At 63.5% G+C, this 20,780-nt stretch carries 18 protein-coding genes and 1 pseudogene; 10 read left to right on the forward strand and 9 right to left on the reverse strand.

What is annotated here, in order from left to right:
- The first annotated feature begins 18 nt into the window (after positions 1-18).
- The gene (locus HDG37_RS32410; protein ID WP_184054801.1) at positions 19-1,113 is read left to right on the forward strand and encodes an aldose epimerase family protein; all 1,095 of its coding nucleotides are present in this window, start codon (positions 19-21) and stop codon (positions 1,111-1,113) included.
- Positions 1,114-1,308: 195 nt separating this feature from the next.
- Positions 1,309-1,617, forward strand: coding sequence for a DUF4148 domain-containing protein (locus HDG37_RS32415; protein WP_018424216.1), 309 nt, complete (start codon positions 1,309-1,311; stop codon positions 1,615-1,617).
- Positions 1,618-1,804: 187 nt separating this feature from the next.
- On the opposite strand, the gene HDG37_RS32420 is transcribed toward HDG37_RS32415, so the two are convergent.
- The gene (locus tag HDG37_RS32420; protein ID WP_184054803.1) at positions 1,805-2,116 is read right to left on the reverse strand and encodes a hypothetical protein; all 312 of its coding nucleotides are present in this window, start codon (positions 2,114-2,116) and stop codon (positions 1,805-1,807) included.
- A 261-nt stretch (positions 2,117-2,377) separates the two neighbouring features.
- Between HDG37_RS32420 and HDG37_RS32425 the strand changes: the two genes are divergently transcribed.
- Positions 2,378-3,199: an oxaloacetate decarboxylase gene (locus tag HDG37_RS32425; protein WP_184054805.1), complete on the forward strand. Its 822-nt coding sequence runs from the start codon at positions 2,378-2,380 to the stop codon at positions 3,197-3,199.
- A gap of 197 nt (positions 3,200-3,396) precedes the next feature.
- Positions 3,397-4,032, forward strand: coding sequence for a helix-turn-helix domain-containing protein (locus HDG37_RS32430; protein ID WP_090808454.1), 636 nt, complete (start codon positions 3,397-3,399; stop codon positions 4,030-4,032).
- A 28-nt stretch (positions 4,033-4,060) separates the two neighbouring features.
- On the opposite strand, the gene HDG37_RS32435 is transcribed toward HDG37_RS32430, so the two are convergent.
- Positions 4,061-6,982, reverse strand: a complete 2,922-nt coding sequence (locus HDG37_RS32435; RefSeq protein ID WP_260335186.1) for an FAD-binding and (Fe-S)-binding domain-containing protein — start codon at positions 6,980-6,982, stop codon at positions 4,061-4,063.
- Between the two features lie 123 nt (positions 6,983-7,105).
- On the reverse strand, positions 7,106-8,143 hold the full coding sequence (locus HDG37_RS32440; RefSeq protein ID WP_184054807.1) for a DUF1338 domain-containing protein: 1,038 nt from the start codon (positions 8,141-8,143) through the stop codon (positions 7,106-7,108).
- Positions 8,144-8,267: 124 nt separating this feature from the next.
- Between HDG37_RS32440 and HDG37_RS32445 the strand changes: the two genes are divergently transcribed.
- Positions 8,268-9,200 carry a LysR substrate-binding domain-containing protein gene (locus HDG37_RS32445; protein ID WP_184054809.1) on the forward strand — a complete coding sequence of 311 codons (933 nt, stop codon included), beginning with the start codon at positions 8,268-8,270 and terminating at the stop codon, positions 9,198-9,200.
- Positions 9,201-9,257: 57 nt separating this feature from the next.
- On the opposite strand, the gene HDG37_RS32450 is transcribed toward HDG37_RS32445, so the two are convergent.
- Positions 9,258-10,385 carry a 4-hydroxyphenylpyruvate dioxygenase family protein gene (locus tag HDG37_RS32450; RefSeq protein ID WP_184054811.1) on the reverse strand — a complete coding sequence of 376 codons (1,128 nt, stop codon included), beginning with the start codon at positions 10,383-10,385 and terminating at the stop codon, positions 9,258-9,260.
- 164 nt (positions 10,386-10,549) lie between these two features.
- Positions 10,550-11,503, reverse strand: coding sequence for a pca operon transcription factor PcaQ (pcaQ, locus tag HDG37_RS32455; RefSeq protein WP_090808443.1), 954 nt, complete (start codon positions 11,501-11,503; stop codon positions 10,550-10,552).
- Between the two features lie 112 nt (positions 11,504-11,615).
- Here pcaQ and pcaH point away from each other — a divergent pair, with 112 nt between their 5' ends.
- Positions 11,616-12,320, forward strand: coding sequence for a protocatechuate 3,4-dioxygenase subunit beta (gene pcaH, locus HDG37_RS32460; RefSeq protein ID WP_184054813.1), 705 nt, complete (start codon positions 11,616-11,618; stop codon positions 12,318-12,320).
- A gap of 3 nt (positions 12,321-12,323) precedes the next feature.
- A complete protein-coding gene (gene pcaG, locus HDG37_RS32465) occupies positions 12,324-12,911 on the forward strand; it encodes a protocatechuate 3,4-dioxygenase subunit alpha (protein WP_184054815.1) in 588 nt (195 codons plus the stop codon).
- 96 nt (positions 12,912-13,007) lie between these two features.
- Here the strand turns inward: pcaG and HDG37_RS32470 are convergent, their stop codons facing one another.
- A complete protein-coding gene (locus tag HDG37_RS32470; RefSeq protein ID WP_090808437.1) occupies positions 13,008-13,274 on the reverse strand; it encodes an H-NS family nucleoid-associated regulatory protein in 267 nt (88 codons plus the stop codon).
- 489 nt (positions 13,275-13,763) lie between these two features.
- Between HDG37_RS32470 and HDG37_RS32475 the strand changes: the two genes are divergently transcribed.
- Positions 13,764-14,402 (forward strand): LysE family translocator, encoded by a 639-nt coding sequence (locus HDG37_RS32475; RefSeq protein ID WP_184054817.1) that lies wholly within the window; start codon positions 13,764-13,766, stop codon positions 14,400-14,402.
- Positions 14,403-14,483: 81 nt separating this feature from the next.
- Here the strand turns inward: HDG37_RS32475 and HDG37_RS32480 are convergent, their stop codons facing one another.
- On the reverse strand, positions 14,484-16,118 hold the full coding sequence (locus HDG37_RS32480; RefSeq protein WP_184054819.1) for an acyl-CoA synthetase: 1,635 nt from the start codon (positions 16,116-16,118) through the stop codon (positions 14,484-14,486).
- Between the two features lie 143 nt (positions 16,119-16,261).
- Between HDG37_RS32480 and HDG37_RS32485 the strand changes: the two genes are divergently transcribed.
- The gene (locus HDG37_RS32485; protein WP_409260259.1) at positions 16,262-17,041 is read left to right on the forward strand and encodes a Crp/Fnr family transcriptional regulator; all 780 of its coding nucleotides are present in this window, start codon (positions 16,262-16,264) and stop codon (positions 17,039-17,041) included.
- 18 nt (positions 17,042-17,059) lie between these two features.
- Here the strand turns inward: HDG37_RS32485 and HDG37_RS32490 are convergent, their stop codons facing one another.
- Complete coding sequence (locus HDG37_RS32490; protein WP_184054823.1) at positions 17,060-17,416, reverse strand: transposase; 357 nt, start codon at positions 17,414-17,416, stop codon at positions 17,060-17,062.
- Between the two features lie 191 nt (positions 17,417-17,607).
- Between HDG37_RS32490 and HDG37_RS32495 the strand changes: the two are divergent.
- Positions 17,608-18,729: pseudogene (locus tag HDG37_RS32495) on the forward strand (porin).
- 152 nt (positions 18,730-18,881) lie between these two features.
- On the opposite strand, the gene HDG37_RS32500 reads toward HDG37_RS32495, so the two are convergent.
- Entirely contained in the window at positions 18,882-20,024 is a 1,143-nt protein-coding gene (locus HDG37_RS32500; RefSeq protein WP_184054824.1) for a porin, read from the reverse strand.
- Positions 20,025-20,780: the final 756 nt, after the last annotated feature.

Consider the following 20,780-nt stretch of genomic DNA (forward strand, 5'->3'; position numbering starts at 1 on the left):
TTTCTTCGCACTGACCACATGATCAGCATCGCACAACTCTCTTCCGAGCCGTGGGGCACGCTGCAGGGCGGCGATCGCGTACGGCTTTACACGTTGCGCAACGCGCACGGCATGAAAGTCGCCATCAGCGACCTCGGCGCGACGCTGGTTTCGTGGCACGCACCGGATCGCGCCGGACGTCTCGGCGATATTCTGCTCGGTCACGACACGCCCGCCGAATACGTGGCGGCCTCGACCTACATGGGCGGACTGATCGGCCGCTGGGCGAATCGCATTGCGGGCGCGCGCTTTTCGCTCGACGGCATCGAGTACACGCTCGATCGCAACGAAGGTCCGAATCTGCTGCACGGCGGCACGGTCGGTTTTCATCGGGCGTTGTGGGAGGTCGCCGAGGACGACGGCGCGTTGCTGATGCGGCTCGAGTCGCCCGAAGGCGATGCCGGTTTTCCGGGCAACGTGACGGTGCAAGTACGCTATTCGCTCGACGACGACGGCACGCTGACGATCGGCTACGAAGCGATCACCGACGCGCCGACGCCGCTCAATCTGACGAGCCATCCGTACTTCAACCTGACCGGGCGCGCGGGCACCGACATTCGCGGCCACGTGCTGTCGATCGACGCCGAGCGCTTTTTCGAAGTCGACGCGACGATGATTCCATGCAAGCTCGCCGACGTCGCGGGCAACGCATTCGACTTCCGGCAGAGTGCGCCGATCGGCGGCCGGCTCGACTGGCCGCACGCGCAACTCGCGCGCGCCGGCGGCTTCGATCATTGCTACGTGCTGCGCGAGGCGCCGGCAAACGCGATGAAGGGCAACGACGGCCACGCGCCGCCGCTGCGCGAAGTCGCCTGTGCATACGATCCGGGCAGCGGACGCGAACTGACCGTCGCGACCGATCAGCGGGGCTTGCAGTTTTACACGGGCAACGCGTTGAACGGCAACCCGGGACGCGGCGGTGTCCGCTATCAACGGCACGCCGGCTTGTGCCTCGAGGCGGGCGGTTTCCCGAACGAGGTCAATATGACCGGGCAGAACGAAGTGATCGTGCGACCCGGAGATACTTATCGGCAAATCACGAGTTATCGCGTCGATGTGCGCAAAGGTGTGTGACCAGATTTACGGCCGCTTTTGCGCTGTTGTTTTAGGAGAACCCGCGACGGCGAGATTACAGCTCGCCGACTACCCGTTCTTTGCAATACTGAATTAGTCGGCTAGTGGTTTTCCCCAAGTTCCCCCCCCTCTAGACTGCGCTTATGGCATCGGTATCGCTGCGGTGCCGGACAGACAACTACGGAGGGAAACATCATGAAATCGCTTATCCAGGCAGTTGCGCTTACGGCCCTGATCGCTGCGCCGGTCGCGTCGTTCGCGCAATCGGAACAGCCGATCACGCGGGCCGAAGTCAAGGCACAGGTGCAGCAACTCGAACAGATTGGCTATAACCCGGCCATCGTGCTCGATGCCCAGTATCCCGCGGACATCCAGGCGGCCGAGGCACGCGTCTCCGCGATGAACGCGAAGGGCCAAGGCGACACGTCTGGCTATGGGTCGTCGATGGGCGGATCATCGCAAGCGGGCCATCATCCGATGTGGGTCAATCCGGACGGTCAGTGACGAGTCGCGAACGTATAGCGAATGTCCGTAGCGAGGAAAGATTCTCGAGTTAACGGCCCTTTCCCCTCTTTGCGGTTTCGCCGTTTCGAACCGATATGAAGCGGGCGCATGTTTTCAAGGCATGCGCCCGCTCTTTACGTTTATGCGGCACTAACAACGTACCGCCAATTCTGGCGCCGCGGCAGATTCACCCAGCCCGTGCCTGCGGGCATTCCGCCTGATACCAGATGTCCACCTGCCTCTGCGCGCGCTCGAGACTCGCCGGATAGTCAGGATCAAAGCGTCGTTCAGGATGGTAGCCCGCCTGCTGCAGCGCTGTCAGTTCGCTCATGCTCCGCTGGTGCGTGGCCGGTGCCTTGTTCCTGAGGTCGGTCAGATCGCGGCATTGCGTTGCACTCAGATGCGTTTGCGCGCCGCCATTCCCGCCGCCCGCGGCGCAGCCAACGAGCGTGAGCACCAACACGGCAGGGATCGACCGCATCCGGGTCGCGATGTTCATGTTGTGCCTCCTTTGGGGAAATGACCTCGTCGCGAATGCCGACTTCCCATGCGGCCCTTCGCATCTCTGAACCGGCTTCTTCGCCTGTCGTCATTTTGAATTATTGGAGACGTCTGTGAAAGTCGCCACCCATTTCATCAACCACGATTTCGATACCGACATAGACTTTCCCCTGGGGAATGCCGATTCGCCTGCGCAACAGTTGGCCCGGCGTTTTCCTTTCAACGAGGGAGCCGCTCCCTCACACCAAGGAGACATGCGATGCCCCGCACCGCCGCTGAAAAACGCGCTGCTTTCCGCGCGCTGCACTCGTCTGGCTGTTTCGTGCTGCCCAATCCGTGGGACGCGGGCAGCGCCCGTTATCTGCATACACTCGGCTTCAAGGCGCTCGCGACGACGAGTTCCGGTTTTGCGTGGTCGACCGGACATGCGGACAACACATTGCCGCGCGAAACGATCCTCGCGCACCTGCGCGCAATCGTCGACGCGACCGATCTGCCGGTCAACGCCGACTTCGAGAACGGCTTCGGCCGCGACCCGGAAGAAGTCGCCGAGAGCGTGACGCTCGCGGTGGAAACGGGCGTCGCGGGCCTGTCGATCGAGGACTCGACCGGCAACCCCGCCGCGCCGCTGTTTCCGGTCGACGTCGCCGTGCAACGGCTCAGCGCGGCGCGACGTGCAATCGATCAGAACGGCGGCGACACGCTGCTCGTCGGCCGCGCGGAGAATTTCTTCGCCGGCAAGCCCGATCTCGGCGATGCCATTGCCCGCCTGAAGGCCTATGCGGCGGCGGGCGCCGACTGCCTGTATGCGCCCGGCATCCAGACGCGCGAGCAGATCGAAGCGGTGGTCGCGGCCGTTGCGCCGAAGCCTGTCAATCTGCTGATCGGCTCGACATCGACCCTGACGTTGCAGGACGTGGCCGCGCTCGGCGTGCGGCGGATCAGCGTCGGCGGCGGGCTCGCGCGCGCGGCGTGGGGTGGCTTCATGCACGCCGCTCAGGCGCTGGCCGATGGCCGCTTCGACTTCACCGGCGCGACGGCGGGCACGCAGCTCAATGAGCTTTTCAATCGCAGCGCGTGAAAAACGCCGCGCAAAGGACGCCTCATCAACGTGAGATCGCCACGCTGCGTCGAACTCATCGGAAAAGCCGCGGCGTTTCCGATGAGAAAAGCGCACGAACGCTTGAATCGGCGCACAAAGGCCCGGGTCACGCCAAATGTTATGATCGGAAACATTATTCGCCCGATCAAGCGCATACCCGACCAGCAGCAAGCCTCATGGACACCCACCTCACCAAATCCGCCGACACGTCCTCCACCGATCTCGGCCGGCGCGTGCGCGCCGCCCGTCAAGCGCAGGATCTGACGCTCGAAACCGCGAGCCGCCTGTGCGGTGTCTCGCGCTCGACGCTGTCGAAGGTCGAAAACGGCCTGATGTCCCCCACGTTCGACGTGCTGCAAAAAATCGTGCTGGGCCTGAAGATCGAAATTGGCGAACTGTTCGGCTCGACGCCGAAAGTCAGCGCGAGCGGCCGGCGCGCGCTGACGCGCAAGAACGAAGGCCAGCGCCACGCTTATCGCGGCTATCAGATGGAGTTGCTCGCCACCGACCTGGCACACAAGGCGATGCTGCCGTTTCGCATCCGTATCTCGGCGCACACGCTCGATGCATTCGACGACTGGGGCCGCCACGAAGGCGAGGAGTTTCTCTACGTGATCAGCGGCAGCGTGTGCCTCTATTCGGAGCTGTACGCGCCGACACATCTGAACACGGGCGACAGTCTCTACTTCGACAGCCGCACGGGTCACGCGGCGGTGTCGACCAGCGAGGAAGACGCCGAAGTGTTGTGGATGGCGACCAATGCGGACCTTCCGCATACACCGCCTGCCGCGAACGAGTCAGCGAAGAAATAAAATAGCGCGCCCTGCACGGCGCGCGCACTCAGCGCGCCGCCAGCGCCCGTTGCGCGAGTTGCGCGATATGCAATGCGTGTCGCCCTGTGCCGTGCTCGATCTGCTCGCGACAACTGAAGCCGTTGGTCAGCACGATCGTTTCCGCATTCGCCGCCATAGCGTCGCGCACGGCCTCAAACATGTCCTCGCCGATCTTTTCCGACAACGCGTGATGCTCGATGTTGAAGCCGAACGATCCCGCCATCCCGCAGCAGCCGGTATCGAGCAGCTTCCATTTGACGCCGAGCTTGTTCAGCAACGCCGTGTCGCCCTGCATGCCGAATAGCGCCTTCTGATGACAATGGCCATGCACGATCACATCGGCCGCGAGCGTCGGCCACTCGAACGGCTGACGCGCGACGAAATCGGCAAACAGATATGTTTGCGCGGACAGCTTCTTCGCCAACGCATGATCGGGGAGTTGCTTCAGCAACTCGTCCTTGAACACCGATAGACAGCCAGGTTCCAGACCGACCAGCGGCACGCCGGCGGCGATGTCGTCCGCGAGGTCGTCGACGATATGCGTGAGCAGCTCGCGCGCGCGTTCGAGCAGGCCGAAGTCGTACAGCGGACGCCCGCAACACAAACGTTTCTTCGGTAACACGACGTGCCAGCCGAGTTGCGTGAGCACATCAGCGGCGGCGTGCGCGATCTCGGGCGTGAAGTGGTCGTTGAATGTATCGACCCACAGGATCACCTTCTTTGCGTCGCCGCCGAGCGCATGAATCGCGGATGCTTGCGACGACACGCTCCGTCTATAAGTTGCAGCGGCGAACCGCGGCAACGCACGCGTCTGCGCCACACCCGCGATCCATTTGCCGAGCGCGGACAAACCGGGCGCCGTCGTCAGAAAGTTCGTCACGCGCGGAAAACGCGCGGCCCACGGTGCCCATTCGCCGATCCGCCCCATGAACAGCGCCTGACGCGGCCGACGATTGTTCTCGTAGTAGTGAGAAAGGAACTCCGCCTTGTACGACGCCATGTCCGTATGCGTCGGGCAATCGGACTTGCAGCCCTTGCATGCGAGGCAGGTATCGAGCGCTTCTTTCACTTCGCGGCTGTTCCAGCCATCGGCGATCACGTCGCCTTGCAGCATTTCCCAGAACAGATGCGCGCGCCCGCGCGTCGAGTACTTTTCCTCGCGGGTGCCGCGATAGCTCGGACACATCGTGCCGCCTTCGAGCGAGCGGCATTTGCCCATGCCGATGCAGCGTTCGATCGCACGCTGAAAGCCGTCGCCTTCCTGGCTCGCGAACGCGAGCTTCGTATGCAGCGTCACCGGCTTGTACGCAGGGCCCATGCGCAGGTTTTCGTCGGCGCGGTACGCATGCACGACTTTGCCCGGATTCAGACGATTCGCCGGGTCCCAGATCGCCTTGAACTGCTCCATCGCCTGCATCAGCTCGGGGCCGTACATGATCGGCAGAAACTCGGCCTTCGCCTGGCCATCGCCGTGTTCGCCCGACAGCGAGCCGCCGAATTGGACCACCAGTTCCGCCGCTTCGCGCAAGAACCCGCGCCACCTCGCGATACCTTCCGCGCTGCGCAGATCGAACGTGATGCGCGCGTGCACGCAGCCGTCGCCGAAATGGCCGTACAGGCTCGTCTCGTAGCCATGGCGATCGACGAGCGCCTGAAACGCACGCAGATAATCGCCGAGCCGCAGCGGATCGACCGCCGCGTCTTCCCAGCCGACCACCGGATCGGGCTTGTCGCGATCCACTGACAACGCGACCGCCGACGCCCCCGTCTCGCGAATCGACCACACCTTCGCCTGCAAGGCGCGATCTTCGACGAGCATCGTCGAGATTTGCGGCCCGGCCGCGCCCGATTGGAAATACGCGGCGGCGTCGCGTGCCTGTTGCAGCACCTCGTCCTGCGTATCCGCGCCGAATTCGAGCACGACCCACGCATCGCCTTCGGGCAGCAGCGCGATCTCGTCCTTCTTCAGGCCGCGCGCCTGCAAGCCGCGAATGATCGCGCGGTCGAGTCCCTCGACTGCGATCGGCCCGCAGCGCATGAAATGCGGCACCGCGTCCGCCGCCGTATAGATGTCGGTGAAGCCGACCACGACGATCACGCGCCTGGCCGGGCTCTTCACGAGCCTCACTTTCGCCTGCAACGTGACCGCGCACGTGCCTTCGCTGCCGACGAGCGCACGCGCGACGTTGAAGCCGTTTTCCGGCAGCAGTTGATCGAGATTGAAGCCCGACACGCGCCGCTTGATCTGCGGAAATTTCGCGCGAATCCGTTCGGCGTACGTGTCGCGCAGTTGCTTGAGCGCCGCGTAGATTTCGCCTTGACGGCCACCCGCCGCGATGATGCGTTCGAGTTCTTCCGCGGAGGTCGGGCCGACCCAGAAACGCGCGCCGTCGAAGGTCGCGATTTCGAGCGCTTCGATGTTCTCGACGGTCTTACCGGCCATCACCGAATGCGCGCCGCACGAGTTGTTCGCGATCATGCCGCCGAGCGTGCAGCGGCTATGCGTGGCGGGATCGGGTGCGAACGTGAGGCCGTGCTGTTCGGCGGCATCGCGCAAGGAGTCGCACACGACGCCCGGCTCGACGACCGCGACGCCCGCGACGCCCGCGAGCGGATCGATCGAGACGACGCGGTTCAGATACTTGCTCGCGTCGGCCACGACCGCGACGTTCACGCATTGGCCGTTCTGCGACGTGCCGCCACCGCGCGCGAGAAACGGCACGTCGTTGCGACGGCATGCGGCGAGCGTTGCGAGCAGATCGTCGATATCGGCCGGCACCACGACACCGAGCGGGACTTGCCGATAGTTCGACGCATCCGATGCGTACAATGCTTTGGAACCCTGATCGAATCGCACCTCGCCGCGCACATCCTGGCGCAGGTCGCTTTCGAGCGCCTGCAATAGCTCCGCGCTGGCCGAGAAAGGCATGGCGACACGCGATTCATGCAAAGCGCCCCGCTGCGCGCCAAGCCGCTGCTCTTCATCCAATGACAATGACGCCCCCACTGCGCACCTCGTCTGCGATGCCGGCGCTCGCGCCGCCGTATGCGCTCAGGCCGCCTGGCTCGCGGTCATCCGGAAGATGCCCTGTGCGTTGCCCGCGTCGAAACGCAGGTCCGTTTCCCAGCGGCGCGCGTCCTGATCGAAACTGCGCTTGCACGTAATGAATTCGTAGAACGAGCCCGGCACGTCGCGCGTGACGACGCTGCCGTCGGCCGCGCGAAATTCACGCTGCACGACATCCGCGCGATACGCGGTCTGGAACACGCGGCCGGAACGCGAATGCTCGACTTCGGGCTTCATCGGCCGACCCTTCGCCTTCTGTTCGTCCGACAGCTTGAAGACGTCCGCGACGCGATCGGTCGCGTGATTGAACGCGTTACCTTCGGTAGCGATCCACGCCATCTCCGCCGATTCCTTCAACAATACTTCGTAATCGGCTTCGCGTGGCATCTCGTGCTGACGCGCGAACGCACCGACGATCACCGGTAGCAACTCCTGCGCCGCATCGAACGGCAGCAAGCCATCGCGTTCGAGTTCCCACAAAAGGCCATGGGCGCGCGGCGTCAACGGATCGCGCGAGGCACCGATCACGTTCGTCACCGCCTGCTGGAACGCCGCGGAAAAACGCTCCGGGTGCAGTTCGCTGACGAAGAACTGCGCGATCTCGTCGGCGGCGTCGTCATGCGCCCACGCGCGGCCGGTCATGCCGAGACGATCGAGCGGGTAACGGCCGTTGATCCGAAAGCCGAGCGGCCGCAGGATGCGCGCGAACGCGGCCTCGCCGGGCGGCAGCGCGCCGCTGTGCGGCCAGCGCACGGTGCGCAGCGCGCCATGATCGAAGTACACGCTGCCGCCGGCGGCGACGGTTTCCTCCGTATAGCGGCGGCCGTTTTCCGAGCGCGCGAGCAGATCGTCGAACAGCGCCATGTTCATCGCCTGTGCGAGTTCGGCGCGCGTGACGCTGCCGCTTTCCCACTCGTTCAACACACGCGGATGATTCAGCGTCGCAAAAAGGCGCGCGGCTTTCTGCGCGCCCAGCAGCTTCACCAGCAGTTGTTCGACATTGGCATTCTTCAGGTTTCGCATCCGGCTTCTCCACGCTATACGTTGAGCGCTGCACGAGCGCCTCATAACGGGCGAGATTATTCAAAATGCGCTGCGCCCCGTAAAGCGAGATAAACTCGCCACTTGATGCGTTTTTGGAATTAACGTGCGAAAGTTCAAGATTCCCAACATGGGCGCGCTGCTCGCGTTCGAAGCCGCCGCGCGCCACCAGAGCTTCACGCATGCGGCGCGCGAACTGTTCCTCACCGAAAGCGCGGTGTCGCGACAGATCAATACGCTCGAAAGCAATCTCGGCGTGCGGCTGTTCGTGCGCGTCAAGCAACGCGTGGTGCTGACGCGCGCGGGCAAGGTCTACAGCGCGCAGGTGAGACGCTCGCTCGAACACCTCGATCGCGACACGCTATCGATCATCGCGCACGGCAGCGGCGGCGGCTATCTGGAACTCGCGGTATTGCCGACGTTCGCATCGCAATGGCTGATTCCGCGCATGGCCTCGTTCAATGAACAATACCCCGAGGTGCGCGTGAACATGGGCGTGCGTACCGCGACGTTTCCGTTCGCCGAGACGCATTTCGAAGCGGCAATTCATTACGGCAAGCCGACGTGGCCGGGTACGTCGGCCGATTTTCTGTTCTGCGAGGAAGTGGTGCCGGTCTGCGCGGCGAATCTGCTGAAGCGGCCGGTCCGCAACGTCGCCGAACTACTCAACTATCCGCTGCTGCATTCGACGACGCGACCCGACGGCTGGGCGAGCTGGTTCTCGAATCTCGGCGTCGACGACAACCGCACGATGCAGGGCGTGCGCTACGAACTGCACACGATGCTGATCAGTGCTGCCGCGGCCGGACTCGGCATCGCGCTGGTGCCGCGCTTTTTCGTCGACACGCAGTTGCAGCAGTTCGGTCTCGTGATTCCGTTCGACACGCCCGCGCTCGCCGAGGCCGCGTACTACCTTGTCTATCCGACCGAGTTGAGTCACGGCAAGCCGATCGCGAGTTTCCGCGAGTGGCTGCTGCGGGAGGCCGCCGCATACGGTGCGATTTATCCGGAGTTGGTGGAGCGCCCCGAGGGGGCGTGAGGTGACGAAAGCCGCATGCGTGAGTGATCCAATCACGCATGCGACTACGCGCAGTGTTCAGCTGCCGGTGCGCGCCTGGGCCAATGCGGCGAGATTGCCTTCGCCGAAGCCATGATGTCCCTGGCGTTGCACGATCTCGAAGAAAATCTCGCCGGCGCGACGCCGCACGAAGGTCTGGAAAAACAGCAGCGGCACGCCGTCCGCGCCGATCTCGCCATCAACGAGCACATGCGTGCGCCGCAGTCGCTCGACATCGAGCCCGTGGCCCGGCAAACGTGCATCGAACTGCTCGTAGTAGCGCGGCGGCGGCTCGACGAATTCGACGCCGTTCGCGAGCAGACGCTCGACGCACGCGAAGATGTCGTCGGTGGCGAGCGCGATGTGCTGCACGCCTTCGCCCGGATGATCGGGCAAATACTCGTGCATCAGGTTGGTCCGGCCCGTGCCTTCCTCGTACAGCGGCACGCGGATCGCGCCGCACGGCGACACCATCACGCGCGATTCCGCCGACACATGCCAGTTGGCGTGCAGCTCGCGGATCTCGCGGAAATTCAGCAGGTCGCGATAGAAGTCGATCCACTCCTGCATGCGGCCTTCGCCAACCGTTTGCGTCAGATGGTCGACCGCGATCAGGCCGCTGCCCGCGTGATTCAGATCGGCTGCGGCCGTGTCGATTTCGATGGGCCGGAAGTCGATGTCGAAGATCGAGATATCGCCGAGGCCGCCGCGCTGACCGCCTCGCCCGCGCCAACGATCGACGAAATAGATGTGCGAATCGCCGATGCCTTGAATGGCCGGAATCAGCAGTTCGCCGGCACCGAGGCGTTCGCCTTCGAACGCCCACGCGCCGAGTTCCACCGCGCGTTCGAACGCGCGCTGTGCGTCGGCGACGCGAATCCCGATCGCGCAGATGCCGACCCCGTATTCTTCCGCGTAGCGCGCTGCGAACGAATCGGGCTCCGCGTTGATCAGGAAATTCATCTCGCCCTGGCGATACAGCGTCACATCCTTGCTGATATGACGCGCGATCGCCTTGAAGCCGAGCCGCGTGAAGGTCTCGCCGAGCGCCTGCGGATCGCGCGCGGCGAACTCGACGAACTCGAGGCCGGCCGTGCCGAGCGGATTGTGCTGCGGCGCCAATACGGCGCGCTGCGCGGCCTCTGGAGTGGGCAAGTCGCTGGGCATGGCAATCTCCTTGTACGGTCTTTCGACGCGGGGCCGGTCTCTTTCCGGGTTCGGCGCGAAGTGTTTCAGTCGTTCGCGAGGGGCTGCGTGGTGCGTGCTCGCTCGTGGCGCGCACGCGGCGTGCCGCAGGAACAACGGTCTGCGGCGGCTTTCGCACCGTGTTTTTACACCGGGTCGCGGGGCGTTCGCAACCGTCTGCCCCGCGCGACCTCGCGCACCGCCTCGATGAACGCGCGTCCCACCGTCGACGGCTGCGTATCCGAGCGACGAATCAGCCCCACCGGCTCGCCGGTGCCCGCAAACGGCAGCGGCAAGCGCACCAGCATGCCGTGCGCGAGTTCGTATTCGACCGCGCTTTGCGGCACGAACCACACCGCGCCGTTTTCGAGCGTCAGCGCGCGCCCCGTCGATACCGACAACACCTCGACGAACGCCGACAACGGCGGCACGCCCCACGCGCCGAGCAGGCTCTCGGCCGATTGGCGGATCAGCGTGCCGAACGGCGGCAGCACGATCGGAAATTCCTCCAGCGACGTGGCGGGCAAGGCCTTCCCTTGCGCCAGCGGATGCCCGGCGCGCACGACCGCGATCAGCGGCTCGGTAAACAGTTGCTCGAAACTCAGGCCGACCATCCGCTCCGGGTCCGCGAGGCGGCCGATCGCGAATTCGATCGACCCCGCTTTCAGGCGTTCGAGCAATTCCGGATTTGCGCCGGTCGCGAGGCGCACGATCACGCGCGGCCACTGCGTCGCGAACTGTCTCAGCACGGGCGGTACCAGCACCGCGGCGACAGTGGGCAGCACACCGACTTCGAGCGTCGCGGCGGCCGCGCCCTCGGCCCGCGCAAGCAGATCGACGCCCTGGCGCAGCGCGCTCACGCAGGCGCTCGCGTGCGGCATGAAAAGCTGCCCCTCGCGCGTCGGCACCGCGCCGTGACGGCCGCGCTCGAACAGCTTCACGCCGAGAATGGTCTCCAGCTCGGCGACCGTCTTCGATACCGCCGGCTGCGTGATGGACAAACTGTCCGCCGCCCGCTGGACGCTGCCGAACTGCGCGACGGCCAGAAAGCACTGGAGATGACGGAATTTGACGCGGCTATCCGCGAGACTGCGTTGCATAACGGAAGGTTATACGAAACGGGCAAAAACGTCATTTTTCATAACCGCACGCTTTGTATAAAGTGCAAGTCATAACGTCGCATCCCCCCGATTCCTCCAACGGAGACAGCTCATGGAAGATTCAATTCTTTCGCCGCGAGATTTCGCGTCCCATCCCGAGTACATCTATCCGCCGTACGGTTCGTCGGTCAAACGCGGTCCGTCGCGTCCGCTGATTCCGCTGAAGGAACGGCTGCGCGACCAGCGCGTGCCGGTCTACGGCACCGACGACCTCGACCCGCTCGACAGCGACCTGACCCGCAACGCGGTGCGCAATGGCGAACCGCTCGGCGAGCGCATCATCGTGACGGGCCGTGTGCTCGACGAAGGCGGCCGCCCGGTGCGCAACACGCTGGTGGAAGTCTGGCAAGCGAACGCCGCCGGCCGCTATGTGCACAAGGCCGACCAGCACGACGCGCCGCTCGACCCGAACTTCCTCGGCGCGGGCCGCTGCATCACCGACAACGAAGGCCGTTACCGCTTCATGACCATCAAGCCGGGCGCGTATCCGTGGGGCAACCATCCGAACGCCTGGCGTCCGCAGCACATCCATTTCTCGCTGTTCGGCGACCACTTCGGCTCGCGTCTCGTCACGCAGATGTACTTTCCCGGCGATCCGCTGCTCGCATTCGACCCGATCTACCAGGGCACGCCGGAGCTCGCCCGTGAGCGCATGATCTCGAAGTTCTCGCTCGACACCACGCAAGAGGCCTACGCGCTCGGCTACGATTTCGACATCGTGCTGCGCGGCCCGAACGAAACCCCGATGGAGCGCTAAGCCATGACGACCCTCAAGCAAACGCCTTCGCAAACCGTTGGTCCGTACTTCGCCTACGGTCTTTGCCCGCAGCAATACGATTTCGACTTCAAGAGCCTGTTCACGAACGTTCTGGCCGACATGGAAGCGGCCGGCGAGCACATCACGATCGTCGGTCAGGTGTTCGACGGCGACGGCAAGGTGATCGGCGACGCGATGATCGAGATGTCGCAAGTCGACTCGAACGGCCACTATCCGGAATCGCGCGAAGAAATTTTGAAGACCGGCTTTCACGGCTTTGCGCGCGTCGGTACGGGCACGGATCCGCACAAGCGCTTCATCGTCGAGACGGTGAAGCCGGGCCGCGCGAATCCCGACGAAGCGCCGCACATCGACGTAATCCTGACGATGCGCGGCATGCTGCTGCACACGTTCACGCGCATCTATTTCGAAGACGAAGCGCAGGCGAACGAGCAGGACACCGTGCTGGCGTCGGTGCCGGCCGAGCGCCGTAGCACGCTGATCGCGCGCCGCGTTGCCGGTACGGCCAACGTGTATCGCTTCGACATCCACATGCAGGGCGATCAGGAAACCGTGTTTTTCGACCTGTGATGCGCGATTCGTCGCGAGACTCCGAGCAGTAAAGATCGAGCCCGCCTTGCGCGGGCTTTTTTTCGCGCGGGCGTTTCGCGGTGCGCCTGCGCGCGCTCAGCAGCGGAAATGATCGATGCTTTGTCCGGCGTGAATCGCGCGCGCGAGCCACGCCGGTTTATCGCCGCGACCGTCCCACGTGTTACCGAATGCGTCGCGATACAGCACCGCGGCCACGGCGTTCGCATCGGCTTCGAGCGATTCGGCCAGCGCTTCGAATGTGATGCCGTGGTCGTCCATGCGTCGGCGGATCCACGCGATCATGCGCTCGCGCAGGTTCTCGTCGCGTTCGAACAGTCGTTGTTGTCCTTCTCGTTGTTTCATAACGTATTGGTGTCGCAGCTCTTGCTGGCATTAGACAAACGGGCAACTCGCATAGCAACGCGAGGCTCGTGCGTAATTCAATTTGAATGGAAGCAATTCGACGAATTCACGCGATCCATGCAAACGCGTGAAAACCCGCATTTGCAAGTGATGCCTGTCAGATCCTGAATTAAAGCGCCTGAAGTAAAGCGCCTGAGTTGAAACGCCGGGATCAAGCGAATCGGCTACTCGAAAAATCAGCGTGGCTCGAATTGCGCCCGTGTTTCGCGTCGTGCGTCGCCTCGTCGTGACGAGGGAGCTTCCGCGTATGGAAAGTCATTCTAGCATTCGATGTATTTTGGCCGCAGCAAAGAACTTTTTCTAATTTCACTGATTGCGCGACTTCCGAGTTTTCGGTATCCGTGGCTTCCGCCGCGCGATTGGCGGACAATGCGAGACTCTGTATTCGCCAGAACTTCTGGCATCGGCCCGACATCAGGAGACACGACCATGCCCGCCTCGACCGCCATCCTCACGATCCTCGCCGCGCTGCTATTGGGCGCGATGAGTCCGGGGCCCAGCTTCGTCATCGTCGCACGCAATGCGATCGGTCTGTCGCGCGGCGACGGTCTCGCGACAGCGCTCGGCATGGGTATCGGCGGTGTGTTTTTTAGCGGCATCGCGCTGCTCGGGCTCTATACGCTGCTCGCGACGGTCGAATGGCTCTACGTCGGGCTGAAAGTGGCCGGCGGCGTCTACCTGGTCTATCTGGCGTCGAAAATCTGGCGCGGCGCCGCGAAGCCGCTCGCGTTCAGCGAAACGCGAACCGGCAGCGGCGGCAATCCGCGCAAGTCGTTCTGGATCGGCTTGAGCACGCAGCTCAGCAATCCGAAAACGGCTGTCTATTACGGCAGTATCTTCGCTGCGCTGCTGCCGCAGCATCCGCCAGTGTGGTGCTATTTCGCGCTGCCGCCGGCGATCTTCGCGATCGAGGCGGGCTGGTACACGATCGTCGCACTGTGCTTTTCGAGCCAACGGCCGCGCGAAATCTATCTGCGCTGGAAGGCGTGGATCGATCGCATCGCCGCGAGCGCGGTGACCGCGCTGGGCCTGCGGCTGATTTTTAACGCGCACAAGGTGGGAATTTGACGGCAACACGAAGCGGCGCGCACCGTCGTGACTCGTTGCGCGCCACTCGCGCCGCCCTGAATCAGCGGTAATCGCGGCGCGTTACCCTTTCCCCTCCGCCTTGATCCGCGCGCGCAACTCAAACTTCTGGATCTTCCCCGTCGACGTCTTGGGCAACTCGCCAAAGCGCACCGCCTTCGGCAACTTGTAGCTGGCCAGAAACAGCCGGCAGTGCGCGATGATTTCCTCCTCGGTCACCTGCGCGCCTTCCTTCAACTCGATGAACGCGCACGGTACCTCGCCCCACTTCGGATCGGCCATCGCGACCACCGCCGCCACCGACACCGCGGGGTGCCGGTACAGCGTGTCCTCGACCTCGATGCTCGAAATGTTCTCTCCGCCCGAAATGATGATGTCCTTGCTGCGGTCGCGGATGCGGATATAGCCGTCGGCCGTGCGCACGCCGAGATCGCCGGTATGGAACCAGCCGCCTTCGAAAGCCGCTTCGGTCGCGCGCTCGTTCTTCAGATAGCCCTTCATGCAGATGTTGCCGCGAAACATGATCTCGCCGATCGTTTCGCCGTCGTCCGGCACCGGCGCGAGCGTGTCCGCATCGAGCACCGCGACCGCCGCCTGCAGGTGATAACGCACGCCCTGGCGCGCGGTCAGGTCGGCGCGGATTTGATCGTCGAGCGCGTCCCATTCGTCCTGCTTCGCGCAGACGGCCGCCGGCCCGTAGGTTTCGGTGAGCCCGTACACGTGCGTCAGATCGAAGCCGATCTGCTTCATCTTCGCGATCACCGCGGGCGGCGGCGCGGCGCCCGCGACCATCGTCGACACGCGATGCGTGATGCCCCCGCGCCATTCGGCCGGCGCATTCACGAGCGAACTCTGTACGATCGGCGCTCCGCAGTAATGCGTGATGTGTTCGCGGCGAATCAACTCGAACACGGTCTTCGCGTCGAACTTGCGCAGACAGACGTTGACGCCCGCGCGGGCGGCCACCGTCCACGGAAAGCACCAGCCGTTGCAGTGGAACAGCGGCAACGTCCACAGATAGACCGCGTGCTTCGGCATGTCCCATTCGAGGATGTTGCTCAGCGCGTTCAGATATGCGCCACGGTGATGGTAGACGACGCCCTTCGGGTCACCGGTCGTGCCCGATGTGTAGTTCAGCGCGATCGCGTCCCATTCGTCGGCGGGCGGAGTCCACTCGAAGGAAGGGTCGGCGGTTTGCAGGAACTGCTCGTAGTCCGTCGCGCGAATGAACTGCGCGGCGTCGGCGGGCTGCGCGTCGGCCACGCTGATCACGCGGAGCTCCGGGAATTCTAGCGCCACGCGATGCGCGAACTCGCCGTATTCGGTGTCGACGATCAGCGCCTTCGCCTCACCGTGGCGCAGCATGAACAGCAGCGTCGCGACGTCGAGCCGCGTGTTCAGTGTATTCAGCACGGCGCCAGCCATCGGCACGCCGAAGTGCGCCTCGACCATCGGCGGGATGTTCGGCAGCAGCGCGGCGACCGTGTCGCCGCGGCCGATGCCGGCCTCGTGCAGCGCGCTCGCGAGCCGCCGCGCACGCTCATAGGTCTCGCGCCAGTTGCGGCGGATCTCCCCATGGACGATCGCGAGCCGCTCGCCATACACTTGCGCTGCGCGCACGAGGAAATCGATCGGCGTCAACGGGACATAATTGGCCTCGCGCCGCCCGAGGCCTTCGTCGAACATGTGCTGTGTCATTGCTTCGTCTCCTGAGGCGCGAGCCGCGCCGCCGATTGTTGTGACCGTGTTCTATGAATGAACCAGGGCCTAGCCTAGCAATTGTCGTCATGAACTGTCTGTCATTCAAATGACAGAGTGGCGCCACTGACGCCCGCCTCGACCTGGCTCAGCCGGCACCGCTCCCGAACCGCTTATCGCCGATGACCGACGCTCCGCTGACTGACCGCGCCGACACCCGGCCGCCCCAACGTGTCGCGCCCGCCGACCTCGCGCGGCTGTTCGTCGCGTGCGCGTGGTTTCGCGCGCTCGCCGCCGATCATCAGGCGATGGTGCTCGCCAGCGCACACGCCGAGCACTTTGAAGGCGGTGCGTGGATCGCCCGCCGCCAGCAACCGTCCGACGATTGGATCGGCGTGCACTCGGGGCTCGTCAAGCTCGCTATCTACAACGCGTCGGGCCGCAGCTGCACGCTGTCGGGCGTGCCGCCGGGCGGCTGGTTCGGCGAAGGCAGCGTGATCAAGCGCGAATTGCGCAAATACGACGTGGCCGCGATCCAGCCGTCGCTCGTGATGTTCGTGCCGTCCGCGACCTTCCATGCGTTGCTCGAATCGAGTCTGCCGTTCACGGGCTTCGTGATCCGGCAATTGAACAACCGGATGGGGGAATTCATCGCGTCGATCCAGAACACCCGGCTGCTCGACGTGGACGCACGCGTCGCGCAATCGCTCGCGCAGCTGTTCAATCCGGATCTGTATCCGGACACGGGTCGCACACTGGCGATTTCACAGGAAGAAGTCGGTCTGCTCGCGGGAGTGTCGCGGCAGCGCATCAATCAGGCGCTGCAGAACCTCGAGAAGCTGCGGATTTTGCGACTGTCGTATAACCGGATCGAGGTGCTCGATCTCGAGCGGCTGGCCGCGTACGGGCGGGAACAGATCTAGCGACGCGACTGGCGCTCGCTACCGGGCGCGCACGCCGCCCTTGCGCGTCGCGCGCGTTTCGAGAGCGTCGTCGGTCTTGAACAGCGCGAGCATGATCGCGCTCAACACGCCCGTTTTTTTCCAGCGCAGATAGTAGCGATGCGCGGTCTGGTACGGGACGTAGTGCTCGGGCATTGCGCTCCACGGTGCGCGCGCGTGCAGCACCCACATCACGCTGTTGAGCACGTGGCGAATTTCGAGCGGCGGACGACCACGGCGCGGGCCGTCATCCTGCAAGGTTTCAGGTAACAGCGGCGCGACCCGCTGCCATTGCTCGTCGGTCAGCTCCTGAACGACCGGCGAGGTCGCGATGGACTCGGAAGATGGACTATTCATGCGTGAGAGCGCACGCGTAAAACGCGTGCTGGCGTCGCCCCGAAAGTCGTGTCGATACGTCAATTCGCTCGAGACTACTCGAAGCTTGCCCGGGAGAAAGTCAACTTTTTGTCACCAGGAACGGCGCATTGTCAAAAATGGCAATCGGTCATTGCGCGAGAGCGGCGATGGCGCCGCGCGGACGGTGATCTATCATCGGCGCGCCCGGCGGCGCCGCCCTTGCCGTGACGTCCGAACAAGCTTCGGCACAAAGCTCGATCACGCTGTATGGCGTCGCCGACGTCAGCGTGCGCTATCTGACGAACTCGAACGCCAAAAACGACGATCGTCTCTAGATGACGAACGGCGCGATCACCAACAGCCGCTGGGGTCTGCGCGGCTCGGAAGACCTCGGCGGCGGTCTCAAGGCGATCTTCGATCTGGAAAGCGGCATCAACCTGCAGGACGGCTCGGCCTCGGATAGCCGGCGCATTTTCAACCGCAACGCGTACCTCGGCGTCAGGAGTCCGTACGGCACGCTGACGCTCGGTCGCCAGAAGACGCCGCTGTTCGACCTGCTCGGCGACTCCTACGACCCGCTCACGGTCGGCAACTACAACGAGAACTCGTGGCTGCCTGGCGCGCTCGGCGCGGGGCTTTACGCCGATAACGCGATCAGGTACACGGGCACGTTCAAAGGCCTGACGGTGGCCGCGATGTACTGATTCGGCACGAACTCGGAATCGACCGGCGACGGCGGCTTCTCGGGCCAGGTGCCAGGCCATCTCGGCGCGGGCAACATGTACGGCTTCACGCTGTCGTACGTGGCGGGTCCGCTATCGGTCGCGGCCGGCGTGCAGCAGAACAGCGACAACAGCAATCACAAGCAGACCATCTTCAACGCGAACGCGGTCTATGCGTTCAGCTCGACGGAGCTGTACGTCGGCGATCTGCATTCGAAGGACGACACCGGCTTCGTCGACAGCGCGCTCGCGCAGCAGACGCTCGTGCCGGGCGTCGATATCGTCAAGGGCTCGGGCCGCATCGACAACGGACCGTTCGCCGGCGTCACGTGGCAGGCCACGCGGGCGCTGACGCTGACGCTGACGGGCGCCGCGTACTACGACCACATGTCGAACGCGGCGATCAGCGCTGGTCAGCTCGGCAGTGGCTATCGCTACACGTTCGTCGCACTGGCCGAGTACGCGCCGTCGAAGCGCACCGAGGTGTACGGCACCGTCGATTTCGACAAGGTGTCGGGCGCGGCGTCGGTCGAACTGCCGGGCCGCGACAACCAGACCGGCGTTGCGCTCGGTTTGCGGACAATTTTCTGAATCGTTTCACGTCGTCATGGCAAAACGGGCGTCCCCAGGGACGCCCGTTTTTTTCGCCTCGCATACGGAAACCGGCTCACCGGTCTGCCGCGCGCATAAAAAAGGTGCCGCGAACGGCACCTTTCTGTACTACAGGCAGCTTCTGCTGAAGCTTAGAAGCGGTGACGCAGACCGACCGTAGCAGCCGTCTGGTTCTTCGACGACGAGGTCGGAACCGTGTTGTCGCCGCTGTAGATCGAAGCCACGCCGCCGTCACCCATTGCGTGCTGGTACACAGCCTGAGCGTAGACGTCGGTGCGACGCGACAGCGAGTAGTCAGCCTGCAGGCCGATCTGGTGGTAACGGGTCTTCATGTCGTTACCGTCGGCGTTGATGCCGTAGCCGCGCGCGTCGGTGAACGTGTACGCGACGCCGAGAGCCATAGCCGGGGTCACGTTGTACTTGCCGTTGATTTCGTAGTTGTTGGTGTGGCCTTGACGCTGACCAGGAGCTGCACCAACCAGGTTGTCGACGCGCGATTGCGTCCATGCCACGCCAACCAGCGCCGGGCCGAAGCCGTACGAAGCGCCTGCGCCGAACTGACGCTGACGGAAGTCGCCTTGCAGCACGCCCGCGGTGTTCGCCAGAACGCCGTCCGATGCGCCGCTTGCGTTAGCAGCCGGGTTGTTTTGCTGAGCGTAGGCAGCACCGAGGTGCAGGCCTTGCCACTGGTATGCGGCGCCCAAGCTGTACTGACGGTTGTTTGCGAAGCCGCCAGCCTGGTTCGAGAAGCCGTACGTGCCGCCGAACGTGAAGCCAGCGTAGTTAGCGCTCGAGTACTTGACCGAGTTGTTGACCGACAGACCACCGTTGGTGTTCAGGTTGTCGTTGTTGAACGGGTGCGCGAAGTACGTGCCGCCCCAGCTGCCCGTTGCGGTCAGCGGTGCGAGGTAGTCCTGCGCTGCGTCGTACTGGCGACCCAGCGTGACCGTACCGAATTGCGAGCTCGACAGACCGACGAAGGCCTGGCGGTTGAACATGCCGGTGTTGTTAGCGTATTTGCCGTTGTTGATGTTGAAGCCGCTTTCCAACGTGAAGATTGCCTTCAGACCGCCGCCCAGATCTTCCGAACCACGCAGGCCGAACATGCTCTGGTTGATCCCGCCGCTACCTGCTGCCCACTTGGAGTTGTGGGCAACGTTGCTGGTGTACGTCAGACCTGCGTCGAGCAGACCGTACAGGGTCACGCTGCTTTGTGCGTGAGCGACCGAAGCGAACGATGCGGCAGCCGCAACGACGATGAGACTCTTTTTCATGGGAACTCCAATTCGAAAAATTTATACGGGGAGCAGGACCTGCTTCAGCAGCCGATGCATCGCATTTGCCGCCGCCCGCTTGGCCGAACCGTGGGGATCGACCGGGCACCCTTGAAGCGAAGCGTGAGTGTAGGGGGACACCCTGGTATCGACGCAGGCAATTCACGCAACAGGATTTTTCGAAATTCGCAACAATGTTGGAGCCGATGGGGATAACTTCTTGTTTTTCCACCGTTTATTGCAAGATCGAGGTGCCGGATCGATAGCCCCAGCCAAAACGAATTTGCAACGCGTCAATATTCTAAGTTGTGCGTTTGCAACAGTGCTTTAATACGCGTGACGTAATCGGGTCGGAGCAAATTGACGAAAAGACCGTCGATATTTTTTGTAATCGAATGGTTGAACTGACGGTTTTCCGCGTTGTTTGAGATTTATTTTTGGAGCGCCGGAACTTAATAGAGTTAAATGCAGTCTCCCTGGCGCATCCGTCAATTAATGGTTTCGGCGGGGCGATTAACTCGTCGAATCACCAAGACGGCTTATTCACCTAATCTTTATTGACCGACGCAAGCGATCGCTGCCGCCCCGGGCGGCGCAACGGTTCGAGCCCACCGCGTCGAATCAGCATTCACTATTGAGACACTGCCATTGCGGCGGTCTTCTGATTTCTCGCTTTAGTGAGCACCCTCTGTCACGTCTCTATAAGGTGCGCGCGCGATTCGAAAAAGCCTTCAGCACGGGCGTTGCCCGGAGGTG

The organism is Paraburkholderia sp. MM5384-R2 (genome assembly GCF_014201025.1).
GTDB lineage: Bacteria > Pseudomonadota > Gammaproteobacteria > Burkholderiales > Burkholderiaceae > Paraburkholderia > Paraburkholderia tuberum.

Bases quoted from the DNA above. Each gene is read 5' to 3' on its own strand.
- HDG37_RS32480 (WP_184054819.1), bottom strand. From the start codon at position 16,118: ATGACACAGCACATGTTCGACGAAGGCCTCGGGCGGCGCGAGGCCAAT.
- HDG37_RS32470 (WP_090808437.1), bottom strand. From the start codon at position 13,274: ATGAAACAACGAGAAGGACAACAACGACTGTTCGAACGCGACGAGAAC.
- HDG37_RS32475 (WP_184054817.1), top strand. From the start codon at position 13,764: ATGCCCGCCTCGACCGCCATCCTCACGATCCTCGCCGCGCTGCTATTG.
- HDG37_RS32415 (WP_018424216.1), top strand. From the start codon at position 1,309: ATGAAATCGCTTATCCAGGCAGTTGCGCTTACGGCCCTGATCGCTGCG.
- HDG37_RS32440 (WP_184054807.1), bottom strand. From the start codon at position 8,143: ATGCGAAACCTGAAGAATGCCAATGTCGAACAACTGCTGGTGAAGCTG.
- HDG37_RS32425 (WP_184054805.1), top strand. From the start codon at position 2,378: ATGCCCCGCACCGCCGCTGAAAAACGCGCTGCTTTCCGCGCGCTGCAC.
- HDG37_RS32490 (WP_184054823.1), bottom strand. From the start codon at position 17,416: ATGAATAGTCCATCTTCCGAGTCCATCGCGACCTCGCCGGTCGTTCAG.
- HDG37_RS32420 (WP_184054803.1), bottom strand. From the start codon at position 2,116: ATGAACATCGCGACCCGGATGCGGTCGATCCCTGCCGTGTTGGTGCTC.
- pcaQ (WP_090808443.1), bottom strand. From the start codon at position 11,503: ATGCAACGCAGTCTCGCGGATAGCCGCGTCAAATTCCGTCATCTCCAG.
- HDG37_RS32435 (WP_260335186.1), bottom strand. From the start codon at position 6,982: ATGCCTTTCTCGGCCAGCGCGGAGCTATTGCAGGCGCTCGAAAGCGAC.
- HDG37_RS32430 (WP_090808454.1), top strand. From the start codon at position 3,397: ATGGACACCCACCTCACCAAATCCGCCGACACGTCCTCCACCGATCTC.
- HDG37_RS32450 (WP_184054811.1), bottom strand. From the start codon at position 10,385: ATGCCCAGCGACTTGCCCACTCCAGAGGCCGCGCAGCGCGCCGTATTG.
- pcaH (WP_184054813.1), top strand. From the start codon at position 11,616: ATGGAAGATTCAATTCTTTCGCCGCGAGATTTCGCGTCCCATCCCGAG.
- pcaG (WP_184054815.1), top strand. From the start codon at position 12,324: ATGACGACCCTCAAGCAAACGCCTTCGCAAACCGTTGGTCCGTACTTC.
- HDG37_RS32500 (WP_184054824.1), bottom strand. From the start codon at position 20,024: ATGAAAAAGAGTCTCATCGTCGTTGCGGCTGCCGCATCGTTCGCTTCG.
- HDG37_RS32410 (WP_184054801.1), top strand. From the start codon at position 19: ATGATCAGCATCGCACAACTCTCTTCCGAGCCGTGGGGCACGCTGCAG.